The sequence below is a fragment of the Paraburkholderia sp. JHI869 genome, assembly GCF_038900775.1.
Classification (GTDB): domain Bacteria; phylum Pseudomonadota; class Gammaproteobacteria; order Burkholderiales; family Burkholderiaceae; genus Paraburkholderia.
Genome location: NZ_JAYMSC010000005.1, coordinates 318845 through 333174, shown reverse-complemented (window position 1 = coordinate 333174; position 14330 = coordinate 318845). Strand labels below are relative to the sequence as shown.

At 55.6% G+C, this 14330-nt stretch carries 9 protein-coding genes; 7 read left to right on the top strand and 2 right to left on the bottom strand.

The window, feature by feature from the left end; all coding sequences use genetic code 11:
* Positions 1-275: 275 nt before the first annotated feature.
* Together VSR72_RS12600 and VSR72_RS12595 are read right to left on the bottom strand one after the other, a co-directional pair.
* Complete coding sequence (locus VSR72_RS12600) at positions 276-1196, bottom strand: hydroxyacid dehydrogenase (protein WP_342952689.1); 921 nt, start codon at positions 1194-1196, stop codon at positions 276-278.
* Between the two features lie 23 nt (positions 1197-1219).
* The gene (locus VSR72_RS12595) at positions 1220-2419 is read right to left on the bottom strand and encodes a mandelate racemase/muconate lactonizing enzyme family protein (RefSeq protein WP_342952688.1); all 1200 of its coding nucleotides are present in this window, start codon (positions 2417-2419) and stop codon (positions 1220-1222) included.
* A gap of 449 nt (positions 2420-2868) precedes the next feature.
* Here VSR72_RS12595 and VSR72_RS12590 point away from each other — a divergent pair, with 449 nt between their 5' ends.
* The 7 genes from VSR72_RS12590 (at position 2869) to VSR72_RS12560 (ending at position 14222) form a co-directional block, all read left to right on the top strand.
* On the top strand, positions 2869-3813 hold the full coding sequence (locus VSR72_RS12590) for a LysR substrate-binding domain-containing protein (RefSeq protein ID WP_342952687.1): 945 nt from the start codon (positions 2869-2871) through the stop codon (positions 3811-3813).
* Positions 3814-4636: 823 nt separating this feature from the next.
* Positions 4637-8149, top strand: coding sequence for a pyruvate carboxylase (locus VSR72_RS12585; protein ID WP_342952686.1), 3513 nt, complete (start codon positions 4637-4639; stop codon positions 8147-8149).
* Between the two features lie 266 nt (positions 8150-8415).
* A complete protein-coding gene (locus VSR72_RS12580; RefSeq protein WP_342952685.1) occupies positions 8416-8697 on the top strand; it encodes a hypothetical protein in 282 nt (93 codons plus the stop codon).
* A gap of 268 nt (positions 8698-8965) precedes the next feature.
* A complete protein-coding gene (locus VSR72_RS12575) occupies positions 8966-9286 on the top strand; it encodes a hypothetical protein (protein ID WP_342952684.1) in 321 nt (106 codons plus the stop codon).
* Between the two features lie 468 nt (positions 9287-9754).
* Positions 9755-11086 carry an MFS transporter gene (locus VSR72_RS12570; protein ID WP_342952683.1) on the top strand — a complete coding sequence of 444 codons (1332 nt, stop codon included), beginning with the start codon at positions 9755-9757 and terminating at the stop codon, positions 11084-11086.
* Between the two features lie 280 nt (positions 11087-11366).
* A complete protein-coding gene (locus VSR72_RS12565) occupies positions 11367-12305 on the top strand; it encodes a LysR family transcriptional regulator (RefSeq protein ID WP_342952682.1) in 939 nt (312 codons plus the stop codon).
* A 261-nt stretch (positions 12306-12566) separates the two neighbouring features.
* On the top strand, positions 12567-14222 hold the full coding sequence (locus VSR72_RS12560; protein ID WP_342952681.1) for a TIGR01244 family sulfur transferase: 1656 nt from the start codon (positions 12567-12569) through the stop codon (positions 14220-14222).
* Positions 14223-14330 lie beyond the last annotated feature (108 nt).

The following is a 14330-nucleotide window of genomic DNA, read 5'->3' as shown; positions in this document are numbered from 1 at the left end:
GCCCCGGTTGCGTTGAGCCTCCCTCAACGCGGAAGCTTCAACGCAACACCTGCGAGGTGTGCCCGCTGTCCGATTCGTCTTTGCGACCTTGCTTGGGCTTCTGCATTTAATTGCGAGTTGTGGCCGTCAGTCGGCCGAGATGGTCCGTTCGATCTCCGTCTTCGCTTCTCGCTAGATCGCCTGCCCTTTTCCTCCTCACGCAATTTCGAACCCAAAGACAGGTAAAGCGGTGGCGCCCCTTGTCTGGAGCACGACTCTTTTTGAAATGGGGCGCTTCAAGCGCTCTCGCGCAAGGCATCCAAAACCCGTGCGACCACAAGTTCAGTCACGCGAAGCTCGGATTCGTGAGTGACTCCAGCAACGTGGGGCGTCAGGATGAGATTCGTCAAACCGCGATACTGCGGACTGACAGCGAGTGGCTCGTTCTCGAACGCATCAACAGCGGCGCCTCCAAGCTGTCCGCTTCGGAGTGCTTCTATCATCGCATCGTCATCGACGATGCCTCCGCGCGCCGCATTGATGAGGATCGCACCGCGCTTCATCTTGTTGATTCGCTCGCTGTTGATCAACGATCGCGTTTGGTCAGTCAACGGGACATGTAGCGTCACAATGTCGCTGCATTCCAGTAGTGCGGCAAGCGATAGACGCTCATAACGACTTTCGTCCGCGCGCGAATTGCTCACATCGAAGACGACCACCTTCATACCCACCGCCTCGGCCAATTGCGCCGTTACGCGACCGACGCTTCCAAAACCGACAACTCCGATGGTTTTCCCAGCGACTTCGCGCCCAAGGTTCAAGCGCTCTTTCGGCCACTGGCCTTCAACCATTTCGCCGGTCGAATGAAATACACCTCGCACGAGTGTCATTGCCGCAGCAAGCACGTACTCCGCGACACTGAGGGCATTTGCACCCAGCGCCGGAATCACCTTGATACCACGCGATGAACATGTGGCCGTGTCGATATTGTCAAGTCCAACCCCAAGCCTGCCAACTACTTTGCATCGGGGCATTCCATCCAATAGCTCGCCTCTGACCTGAGTCAGGCGTCTTACGATCAATGCATCTGCTTCTTTCGCCGCGCGTATCAGCTCGTCAGGCTTGTTCACGAGGTTGGGGTCATAATGGACCGAATGCGCTGTCTCGAGTTGCTGAATAGCGCTCGGAAGGATGCTTTCCGGAATTACGATGTGCACAGAGCCACCCAAGGAGTTGTCAATCAGCTTTTCTTGTACTGCAGCAAGCCACCGGCTACCTTCGGCGGCCGAGCACGGATAACTTCTTCAATCGGGTCTGTTCCCCAGCCGGGTCGATCCGGGATAACGACCTGCCCGTTTTTGAATTCCGGAGCGTGCGTGAACAGTTCACCTTCCCAAGGCAGCCGGTCCACATCAATCTCCATGATTTGCAGATTGGGCACCACGGCGGCGAAATGCAGATTCATAAAGGAACAAAGGTCACCGTAGAAGTTGTGCGGAGCGACATTCACATCATACGCATCCGCGACAGCAGCAATCTTGGTGGCTTGAAAAACGCCGTTCCACACAGCGTCGACGATCGCTACATCGACTGCCTGGTTTTGGAAGTAAGGCAAGAAATTCCGCATACCAATCAGGGTCTCGCACGAACTGACAGGGTGCGGGCTGTGCGACCTGACGTAGGCAAGAGCTTCGGGATTGTGCAAGTCGATTTCTGTCCAGTACAGATCAAAGTCACTGAGCTCACGCAGAATCTTCAGCAATCCGTCCGGTTTCGCATTGAAGTTGAAGTCGATGAGAATCTCGACATCTGGCCCTACTCCGTCGCGCAACGCCTCAAGATGGTTGCGGATATTCCGGATCAACTTCTTGTCCACCGTCAGCTCGGGTTTAAACGGCACTGCAAACCCGGGACGCCAGGCATAAGCGTCGCCCTCGTCGTGAATGAACAAATTCGTCTTCACCGCTTTGAACCCGCGCTCACGCGCTTCCGCGCCGGTTTGCCGGACGCCCTCCAGATCTTTCACCGCTGGAGGGTAGAAAGTCGGATGGTTGATTCGCCATGTCGGGCAATGTGACCAATAGATCGGCGCACTATCACGCACTTTCCCTCCTAGAAGCTCGTAACAAGGTACATTGAGCCCCTTGGCCTTCGCATCGAGTAGCGCGTTCTCCAACGTGCCGATGGCCTGTCCGATTACGCTACCGGGAGCAGGACGTGTAAGACAGCTTGCAAGCTGAAAAAAACGCTCATGAGCATTCACATCCAGTCCAATCAGGCGATTTTTTAATTGATCGATAACGCCCGTAACGCCCGGAGATCCAAAACCTTCGTCATACTCGCTCCATCCCACGATGCCAGCATCGGTTGAGAGCTTCACGAAGTAGTAGTTTCTCCAGCCAGCGTCACATATAAGCGTTTCGACATCCGTCACCTTCATATCGGACTCCTATTTAATCTCTTAATGTCTGGTCACAAAATTTCCAACCTCTTCACTTCTGCACATCTGTGGGAGACGTGAGGCAAAAAATGTCACTTACCCCAGTTAGCAGTCGCTGATGACAGCAGCGGGCACGTTACGATCGTCTGGCTCACAGGACGACGCCTTCTCTGTCCCACTTGGGTCACATTGTGCATACATCCGTCAAATCAATTCTTTCGCACTGCGGCCTTCCACGAGCCTGCCAAGTACCCGACGGCCAAACTTCAACTGATAGATCTGCTGCAACCACTTCCGTTGCGCGAGTCCCTGGCAGGTGGCAGAGCCCTGCACTTGCGATCAAGTCCCATTTCGCCTCCGAGATACGACCGCAGCGCATGTGGCCATCCTAGGGAGCCACCATGACGGTGTAAAGCTGAAGTTTTCTTACCTGAGGTAAAGAAAATCCGATGCTGGTGGCTTCCAGCTATGTCATCCTGTGGGTCACCAGAATTCTCGTCACTTCACACCAGAAAATGATTCTTAGAGCTTTGCGCGCCTTTCTCGCTTTCCAACGACTGGGCACCATCGCGGCTGCGGCCCAAGAGGTCAATCTTTCTTCAGCGGCGATCAGTTCGCAATTTAAGCTTCTCGAAGAGCAACTAGGCGCAACCTTGTTTGTTCGCACCAAGCGATCTCTGATCCTCTCGTCTGCCGGTGTTCGCCTAGTTCCGCTAGCAGAAAAAATGTTGGCAGACTATGAGGAGATGCTCTTACTCTCAAACACCGAGTCACTGCAAGGTCGGATATCCATCGGCGTCGTAAATTCGGTGCTAACCGGAATCTTTCCGGCGGTCCTTCTCCGACTTAAAACAGACCACCCACGTCTACAGATAAAGATCGAGATTGGCAATTCACAAAGCCTCGTTAGCAAAGTTGAGGCCGGATTGCTCGATGCCGCCGTGGTCAACAAGCCACCCGGTCCACTCGACGAAAGCTTTTCAGTTCATCACCTGTACACTGACCCAGTTGCCCTTATCCAGCCGGCGTCAATGCAGTACAGTTCTTTTTCCGACGCATTAAGCAACGAGCCATATCTAGCACTCGACCGAAACACGTGGGTAGGCCGGGCGATTGACCAGTTCCTCGTGCGCAACGACGTAGTGACACAACCTGCGTGGGAACTCGATTCTCAGATTGCGGTGCTATCAGCGGTACGCTTTGGCTTGGGCGTAACCGTACTGCCGCTAATTTGCGGGACAAGATTGGACCAAGATCCCTCACTTCACGTCGTGCCTCTGAACGGCATCACGCGTGTCGTCACTCTGATCGAAAGAAGTGTCCACCCGTTCGCTCACTTGACGGCTGAGCTGATTCGAGCGGTGGTCGATATAGCAGGTCAACAAGATCAATGATGGCGCCTGCGAATCAAACAGCGCTTTAACGCCTGCGCCTTCGGTAAGCGCACTGCCCGTGCCGTTTCGTCAATGATGCGGATAGTCTGACAAAATCTCCTATCGACGGCGCCCTGAACGTCAAAGAAACAAGCCATGCTTGGATGTAAAGCGTGGCTAGCGTCCGCCAATGCCGCTGCAATCCCCGCGGGCGAATACACACCGTCACTCTGCCCCCATCTGAAGCGAACGTATTTCGCCCCGCTTTGCAGAAGGTCGAACGCGACCTTCGTCGCACAGCAAGTGTCATTATCCTAAGAATACACCGTAGTTAATCCAAATTTACGACCAGCACTTTATCCTTTTATTCACAAATGATGTCGGCCCACGTCGGGTATATAGGTACAAGAGCGCTAGATGCAGTTTCGCCGGCTTTTTGCTGAGGAAATTGAGCTACCACGTTCCAATCATCCCCCTTTTGGAGACTTTAGCAGTGGAACAGCAAGCGACATCGCGGGTGCCCGCAGAAAAAGCCGCCGATATGAATTTGCCAGGGCGAGAGCCAAACTCGTCGGCACCGATGGGCGCGAATAGGACAACGCCGGCTCCTCTGCGGGGAAATTGGGCGTGGACCTTAGGATCATCGAATTGGGACTGGATGGATTGGCATACGCTGTCCAAAGACGTTCCTTGAGTCGCACCATCAACCGCGACTCTACCCACTTCTGAGCGCACATCTCTTCCAATTCGAAAGTGAGGCGATCGCGGCGGATTTTTCTACCGACGATTGACTAAGCTTTCCGTGAGACTAGACCAAAGTCTCACTAAGAGTCACTAGTAAAGCATGAAATCATTCCCCATTAAATCCCTTTTGGTTGCCAACCGATCAGAAATCTCCATACGCGTGATGCGTGCAGCATCGGAAATGGACATACGGACAGTTGCGATCTACTCAAAGGAAGACCGACTCGCACTTCATCGATTCAAAGCGGATGAAAGTTATCTCGTTGGAGAGGGTAAGAAGCCCCTTGCCGCTTACCTTGATATTGACGGCATCCTGCGCATAGCAAAGCAGGCGAAGGTGGACGCAATCCACCCGGGATACGGATTTCTCTCCGAGAATCCTGACTTCGCGGAAGCCGTCATCGCGGCTGGAATCCACTGGGTCGGACCTTCACCGGCTGTTATGCGCATGCTTGGCAACAAGGTCGCCGCACGTAACGCCGCAACCGCAGCAGGCGTGCCGGTGATGCCGGCGAGCGACCCGCTTCCGCATGAAATCGAACCATGCAAACGCATAGCCGCTGAAATCGGCTATCCACTGATGCTGAAGGCGAGTTGGGGTGGCGGCGGTCGCGGGATGCGGGTGCTCGAAAGCGAACGCGATCTCGAGCCTGCTCTCTCTGCTGCTCGGCGGGAAGCGCTTGCAGCATTCGGCAACGATGAAGTCTATGTCGAGAAGCTCGTCCGCAATGCGCGTCATGTGGAAGTGCAAGTGCTCGGCGATCTGCACGGGAATTTGGTGCATCTCTATGAGCGTGACTGCACGGTGCAACGCCGCAATCAAAAGGTTGTCGAAAGAGCGCCGGCACCATACCTAGACCATTCTGGGCGTAAGACGCTGTGCGAGGCCGCACTGAGCCTGATGAGAGCGGTTGGATACACGCACGCGGGCACAGTGGAGTTCTTGATGGACGCAGACTCTGGCGCGTTCTATTTCATCGAGGTAAACCCGCGAATTCAGGTTGAACACACCGTCACCGAGATGATCACCGGCGTCGACATTGTCAAGGCGCAGATCCGGATTACAGAAGGCCGGCAGATCGGGCTCGCGGATGATTGCGTAGATGGAGATGACACGTCAGCTTGTCAGTCGACGGGCGTACCGACCCAAGCGGAGATCCCGCTGAACGGTCATGCGCTGCAATGTCGGATCACGACGGAAGACCCCGACAACGGATTCTTGCCCGACTATGGGAAGCTGACCGCCTACCGTAGTGCATCGGGATTCGGGGTGCGGCTCGACGCAGGTACTGCGTATGGCGGCGCAGAGATAACTCCGTACTACGACTCGCTTCTCGTCAAGGTGACCACGTGGGCGCCCACAGCCGCCGAGTCAATTCGAAGGATGGATCGCGCCCTTCGCGAATTTCGCATACGTGGCGTCGCCTCGAACCTGCAGTTCCTTGAAAACGTCATCAACCATCCGGCGTTCGGCCCTGGAGAGCTGACGACCCGATTCATTGACCGCACCCCCGAGCTGCTTGCCTTTGGGAAGCGCCGGGACCGCGCAACGAAGCTGTTGCGCTACCTTGCCGAGACGAGCGTCAACGGACACCCCGAGATGCGAGGCCGCGCGTTACCAGCTTTACCGCTTTCCACGCCGATATCACCGGACATGGATACCTCCATGCCCGTACCCACAGGTACGCGAGATCGTCTTCGTGAACTGGGGGCTGAGAAGTTTGCGCAGTGGATGCTCGAGCAAAAGCAAGTCCTCTTGACCGACACAACGATGCGCGACGCGCACCAGTCGCTCTTTGCCACGCGCATGCGCACGGCGGATATGTTGCCGATCGCTCCGTTCTATGCACGCGAACTTCCCCAACTCTTCTCCATGGAATGTTGGGGCGGCGCGACTTTCGATGTAGCGCTGCGCTTTCTTAAGGAGGACCCTTGGCAACGCCTCTCGCAACTGAGAGAACGGGTGCCAAACATTCTTTTCCAGATGCTGCTGCGCGGCTCGAACGCTGTTGGATACACGAACTACGCAGACAATGTAGTGCGCTTCTTCGTCAAGCAGGCGGCGAGCGCAGGCATTGATGTATTCCGTGTTTTCGATTCGCTGAACTGGGTCCGCAACATGCGGGTGTCGATCGATGCTGTGCGGGAAAGCGGCGCGCTATGCGAAGGCGCAATCTGTTACACGGGCGATTTGTTCGACTCGACGCGGTCGAAGTACGACCTGAAGTACTACGTTGGTATCGCACGCGAACTCCAACGAGCCGGCGTGCATATCCTCGGGATCAAAGACATGGCCGGCATTTGCCGTCCTCGGGCTGCCGCCGCCCTCGTAGCGGCGCTTAAGGAAGAGACCGGCTTGCCGGTGCACTTCCATACGCACGACACGAGCGGCATTTCGGCTGCGGCGGCGCTTGCCGCTATCCACGCGGGATGTGATGCCGTAGACGGCGCGCTGGACGCTATGAGTGGGCTCACCTCTCAACCAAACCTTTCGAGCATTGCAGCCTCCTTGTCCGGCACCGCATTCGATCCGGGCCTCAACATCGAGAGGCTGCATGAAGCCTCAATGTATTGGGAAGGCGTACGACGTTTTTACGCACCGTTTGAATCGGATATCCGCGCGGGCACAGCGGACGTCTATCGCCATGAGATGCCGGGCGGCCAGTACACGAATCTGCGTGAACAGGCACGGGCGCTTGGCATCGAACACCGCTGGACAGAAGTGTCACGCTCGTATGCTGACGTCAACCAAATGTTCGGAGACATCGTCAAGGTGACCCCCACCTCGAAGGTTGTAGGCGACATGGCGCTCATGATGGTGGTAAATGACCTTGACGCTGCCTCCGTGTGCGATCCGACGAAGGACGTGGCATTTCCGGAATCGGTCGTCTCTCTGCTGAAAGGCGAGCTCGGGTTTCCGCCAGATGGCTTCCCTGCCGAACTCTCGCGCAAAGTCCTGCGCAGCGAGCCTCCAGCCCCTTACCGGCCCGGCGACCAGATACCAGCAGTCGATCTAGAGTCGGCTCGGGTGAAAGGTCAAGTCGCATGCGAACACGAGCTTGATGACCGGCAACTCGCGTCGTATCTGATGTATCCGGCGCAGACGGCCGACCTCTATGCGCACCAACGAGAGTACAGCGACACATCCGTGTTGCCGACCCCCGCCTTTTTCTATGGCATCCAGCCGCAGGAAGAGGTCGCAATCGATATCGATGCAGGCAAAACGCTCCTCGTTTCACTTCAGGGCCGGCACGACGATATCAACGAGGGCAAGGCAAAGGTCCAGTTCGAACTCAATGGCCAGTCGCGCACTACGGTCATTGAGCGTACCGGTGTCATACAGGAGACGTCGCGAAGCACAGGACGCGCTGTCGCCAATCCAGAGAACCCGTCGCATGTCGCCGCACCTATGCCTGGCTCGATCGTGACAGTGGCCGTTCATCCTGGCCAGCGTGTAACAGCTGGAAGTACGCTAATCGCGATGGAAGCGATGAAGATGGAGACGCAGATTGCGGCCGAGCGCGACTGCAAGATCGTTGCAGTTAACGTGCAACCGGGTGACCGTGTAGCAGCGAGAGATCTCCTCATCGAACTGGAGTTCTCGATCAACTAAACGATTTGGCGTAGCCTTCCTCGCTTCCAGTAGAAGGGTATGTTCGAACGCGCCCATAGCGGGAGCGCTGCGTGTCGGCTCTATTTTATCCTGATGCAACTCCCGAGGATAACAGCAAGCTTGTACGAATTGCCACGCTAGGTTCCCGCAGGACGATTCATTGTTAAACCGTATAAGTCGCATTTTTAATGTCAATTTCCCTATCAATCGGCGACCGTATAGCATCGAATTGCCCTTGAGGTGTTCTCTAAACAAAAGGAAGCCATATGGCCTATCTTGAAATCACCATGCAGGTCCCGACCGGCAACCGTGCCGCCGCCGAAGCTGTCTACCGAAAGTACCTGCAGCCGTTTCTCGACCAAGTGAGGGGCGCCACCGCTAAGGTCTACCTCGAACGCGAAAAGGATGTCCAGGTCTTGCATACGTTCGACACCACGGAGAACGCAGAGGCGTATCTGCAGAGCGATCTATTTACCGCCGACGTCGTGACCGAGCTTGGCCCGCTGTTGGCCGGAGACCCGGACTTCCGGATCTACGAAGCGAAGTAGTTGCGCCAAGCGGCGACTGGCTCCATCGGATGTGTCGTCTCGGTGACTCAGATGGAGCCCGTAACGACTATTGCTTCCAAGCTGTCCGCAGAAGCTGTGGGCCCACCGCTCTCAGCGCCGCGGTCAACTTATCCAACAGGCTCCCTATCGCTGGGTGTGCGGAAATCCTCTACACCCTAATGACGGCAGCCCAAGAAATAATGAAGCCGGCTCACGAACAGGTCCTGATACCGGCCTCGTCGAAGCCGGGACACGTATAGGAGGAGTCATGATTCGCATGGTAGCTGTTGGTCGTGTGCGTCCAGGCGTAACAAAGGAGCAGATCGAGGAGGCGTTGCAGGCGTTGCGTCAGTTGCGCGTCAAAGGTCTAAACCACACCATGGCGTCCGGAATTGACCTTGGACTGCGAGAGGGTAACGCAAGCTTCGCGATCACCGCCGACATCAAAGGCGAGGAAGGCATATCGGACGAGGACGCGTATCGGCTCTGGGATCGCGATTCGGAGCATTGGCGTATTCGTGCCAAATACTTCCGCCCAATCCTCATTGATGGCTTGGCTCACAAGGTGCAGTTCTCAATACCCGACTGAGCGCTCAGTCTGCATGCAGAGGTTGCCGGTTAAGCCTAGTGGAAATCCTTCGATCACCGGAAAGCTTCGCCCGCGCTGTGATCTCGCGCAGTCCACCGCAAGGGATCACATTGCTCGACTTCTCCGGTCAACCGAGTTCCTCGAGAAGCCAGAACACGTGAAGTTGCAGCCAGATGTAGATGTCTAGCATTCGTCATACAGTTGGCAATCCTGATATACAAATCATAGATTCGGAACTTCGATTTAAGGTTGTCGATTTTTCCAGAAGAGCGCCGCCTTCAGAGATCGCTTCGGCACACGTCGTTATTCGCTGACTTTGAGGTCGCTGGAATCGCCTGTTAGCCAGCATTGGTCCTCAGTTTTCATGCCAACGAACGCAATCGATATTTTTGTAGTCAGTGGCGTCAGCTTTGAAGCAAGTGAGGGTACGTCTCTATAAATTAATACGAATAAGCTAGGAGGCAGAATATGACGACGGCACCCGCAACAAATGAAGTCGACTTATCCAGCGACTCGATAATCGAGGCTTCGGCGTATCGCAAAGTAACTTGGAGGATCGTACCCTTACTCGTGGTATGTTTTATCTTCGCTTATCTGGATCGTGTCAATATCAGTTTTGCCAAGTTACAGATGCAGGGCAGCTTCGGGCTCTCCGATGCCGCATACGGACTCGGTGCTGGGATATTCTTCATCGGCTATTTCCTGTTCGAGATCCCCAGCAACATCATCCTTCAGAGAGTTGGTGCAAGGCTGTGGATCGCACGCATCATGATCTCATGGGGAATCGCCTCCGCTTGTATGATGTTCGTGCGTAATGAGACGTGGTTCTACATCCTTCGCTTCACGATTGGCGCGACGGAAGCCGGCTTCCTGCCGGGTATCATTCTGTACTTCACCTTCTGGTTCCCGGCGAAAAAGCGGGCGCAGATCAATGCGCTCTTCCTGACCTCGGTTCCCCTTTCTGGAGTCATAGGTGGTCCTATCGCAGGCTACATCCTCACCTATTTGGACGGCGTGGCTGGCCTGCCCGGTTGGCAGTGGCTGTTCGTGGCCGAAGGAGTTCCCACTGTGCTGCTGGGCATAGCAGTAGCGCTCCTACTGAGGGACCGGCCGTCCGACGCGACATGGCTTACGGCGGCAGAACGCCAGGCCATCGAGAACAACCTTGCGCTCGAGGCTGACAAAGATCGTGTGCACCACTTCGGAAAGGCGCTGCTACGACCTGAGATTTTCTTTCTCACAGCGGTCTTTTTTCTTCTCCTGATTGGGTTGTGGGGATTTACCTTCTGGTTGCCAGAGCTGATCAAGCAGGCAGGTGTCGCAAGCAAGATGACAATCGGCCTGCTGGCAGCGACTCCCTACTCTGTAGCTTGTGTTGCAATGGTCCTCGTGGGCCGCAGCTCGGACCGGACTGGCGAACGACGGCTGCATCTCGGGATCACAGCACTGATCGGAAGCGTGGGATTCTTGCTCTCAGGTTGGTTCGGCGCGAACATTAACCTCGCGATTATTGCGCTGGCCGTGGCGGCCGCTGGGACCATTGGTTGTTTCCCGGTCTTCTGGTCGCTGCCCCCGAAAAGTCTCGCCGGGCCAGCGGCGGCGGGAGGCATTGCACTGATCAACTCCGTTGGCAACCTTGCGGGCGCGATCAGCCCGTATCTCGTTGGAAAGGTGAAGGATCTAACAGGAAGCACCGAAGCAGCCCTTTACGTGATTGCGGGGAGCATGTTGATATCTGCGACAATCGTCCTGATCTCCCTTCCGAAGAAACTTGCAGAACGGGACAAGGTCATTGTATGACCAGGCCAATCGAAACTGCATCGATTTCGAGAAATTGAGGTTGGCGGTGCAAGCAAAAGGACTAGAACTGGGCGGGTAAGTGGCAAGGGGCTGCGCTAAGCGGCCTCTTGACTTTGAAATCAAGTAGATTGATTCAGATACCCAAGACCGATGCACCCAATAAAGTTTTGGTGATCGACTGCGCTATATACCGTCCGACCGATGCTCCTCGACTATCAATTGCACACTTGCGGAAAATTTGCTATTTCTTAGCTATACGACACAATGGAGATATGACTCGATGAATTTTAGCCAACTCCATTTTGCAAGTGCTGTCGCATCCTTGGGATCTTTTACAGCTGCTGCATCTGCCTGCGCTGTCACGCAGCCAACTCTCTCAAACGGCATCGCCCAGCTCGAGGAAGAGTTAGGGCAGAGATTGTTCGTAAGAACAACGCGAAAGGTGATTTTGACCGCGTTTGGAAAGAGCATAATTCCCGACATTGATCGAATTCTCAACGCTCAACGCGCACTGATTCAAAATTCCCAAGCGCTCTTGAAACCCAATAAGCAGGTAATTCGAATTGGAATATCTCCCCTTCTTGACGGTCAACTTCTTAAAGTATTGATTGAACCATTTCATAGGAGGATGCCTCATGTCGAGTTGATCTTGCGCGAGATGAACATGGCCGATCTTGACAAGATGATGGACGAAGGAGAACTCGATTTCGTGTTCGGTGTCGAGGAGATTCACAAAGAATCGCGTCGGCATACGCTGCTCTATAGGGAACAGCTCCTCTATCTACCAAGATCAAGGCAAGACGACAATCTCAGCAAGGAAGACGAGATCTCATTCAGTGAGATCGCAGATGAGACTTTTGTCATGGTTCCTGATGCTTGTGGCCTTACACGGACCATTCGCAGTCTGTTTCGAGCGCATCGTCGAGTGCTCAATGAATACCCCGGTGAGGCGATGAGTTATCAAGTTCTCGAGCAGTGGTCAGCACTTGGGATCGGAGCGGCTATGTTGCCGCTGTCCAAGCTGTCGAGCAAAGGTCGTCTGGCGCTGCAGATACGGGATAAAGCCGGTGATATCGTAATGATAGGATTCGAGGCCGTTTGGGATCGGGACTCGATGAAGATCGAACATCTGGCAAAATTCGCTGAGTACCTTCGCGATGTTGTTCCCGCGATGACAGACGGCTTTGCTGAAAATATTAATAATCAGAATCGATCATAAAGTTTTAAAAGTATTTTTCTTCGACCCTTGATGCCCACGTAAACGATGGCGTCGAACAAGCCACACTCGCCGCCAGCTGTGCGACGCGCGGCGGCGCGCTTGGGGAACCTGTCCCGATCCTGCCTTCGGAACAAGTCAACAGCTCAACAGCTTACCGGCCATCTGCAAGAACCGCAGATCAATGGCGCTTCATCCGTCAGAATCCCGATCAACGTCTTTTGAGTGACGCGTCGGACATTGACTAAAACACGCGAGACACCCATGGAAATTAAGAAGCTCACAGACACCTTTGCCGTTTCCTCTCAGATCCATATTGCAGATCTGCCAGCGCTGCGTGAAATGGGGATTCGATCACTTATCTGTAACCGCCCCGACGGTGAAGGCGAGGACCAGCCCAAATTCGTCGAAATCGAGCAAGCAGCGCGGCACGTAGGCATTGAGGCCCATTACCTCCCCGTGCAAGCCGAAAAGATAGTCGAACAAGAGGTGGAGCGACTTCGCCACTATCTCGACACACTTGCACGCCCCCTGCTCGCTTACTGCCGCAGCGGCATGCGCTCGGCGAGTTTATGGGCGCTGGCCAGCGCTCCGAATCTTTCGGTCGTCGAGATCCTAGCCGCGGGCAAGCGCGCCGGAGTGGATCTCAGCGGGCTCACGCGGCGCATCGGTTCGCCTCGCTCGTCATCGGAAGATCAGCACGATATCGTGATCATCGGCGCGGGGGCTGCAGGCGTCGCCACAGCCTCAAGCCTGCTCGCCAGGGCGCCCGATCTGGAAATCACCATTATCGACCCCGCCGACGTTCACTACTACCAACCCGGCTGGACGATGGTGGGGGCTGGCGTATTCCGTCCGGAAGCGACGGCACGGACCATGGGGAGCGTGTTACCAGGTAACGTTCGTTGGATCAAGGCAGCTGTCGCAGCGTTCGAGCCGGCTATGAATGCCGTAATCCTCGAAGGGTGCCGGGTCATCAAATACCACCAGCTTGTCGTGTGTCCCGGCCTGAAGCTGGACTGGAATGCCATCGAGGGCCTGTCGCAGACGCTCGGGCGCAATGGCGTAACCTCCAACTATCGGTACGATCTCGCGCCCTACACCTGGCAATTAGTGCAGCAACTCAAAGGCGGCCGCGCGGTATTCACCCAGCCGCCCATGCCGATCAAGTGCGCGGGTGCACCGCAGAAGGCCATGTATTTGTCCTCCGATCACTGGCGTCGTAACGGGCTGCTCGACCAGATCAGCATCGAGTTTTTCAATGCTGGCACGGCGCTTTTCGGTGTGGCCGACTATGTCCCTGCCCTGATGAAGTACGTTGAGTCTTACGGCATCAATCTGAACTTCGGCTTCGACCTCAAGGCCGTCGACGGCGAAACCAGACGCGCGACCTTCACACGTGCACTTCCGGCCGGTGGCAGCGAAACAATCGAAACGGCGTTCGACATGCTCCACGTCGTACCACCCCAGAAAGCACCCGATTTCATCCGTGTAAGCCCACTGGCCGATAGTGCCGGCTGGCTCGATGTCGATCAGGCGACCTTGAGGCACAAGGTCTACAAAAACATCTTCGGACTAGGAGACGTCACCAATACGTCGAACGCAAAAACTGCCGCGGCAGCGCGCAAGCAGGCGCCGGTCGTCGCGCACAACATGCTTGCTGCGCTGGGCGTAATGCGCGGAACCGCAGCCTACGACGGCTACGGTTCATGCCCCCTCACTGTCGAACGCGGCAAGATTGTGCTCGCCGAGTTTCTCTACGGCGGGAAGGTCGCACCGACTTTCCCGGCATGGCTCATCGATGGCAAGAAGCCGTCGGGCGTTGCATGGTTGCTCAAGGAGCGCATCCTGCCCGCGCTCTACTGGCGAGGTATGCTCAAGGGCCGGGAGTGGTTGGTCCGCCCTCAAGTGGTCGACTGATATCTGCCTGTTTGCCCACTATGCGCAGTCGATACTGGTCTCGCTCTTTCTCAGCGCTGATTCGATTCGCGGACACACGAGCCACGGTCCAGGGCATCCTCTCTGCCC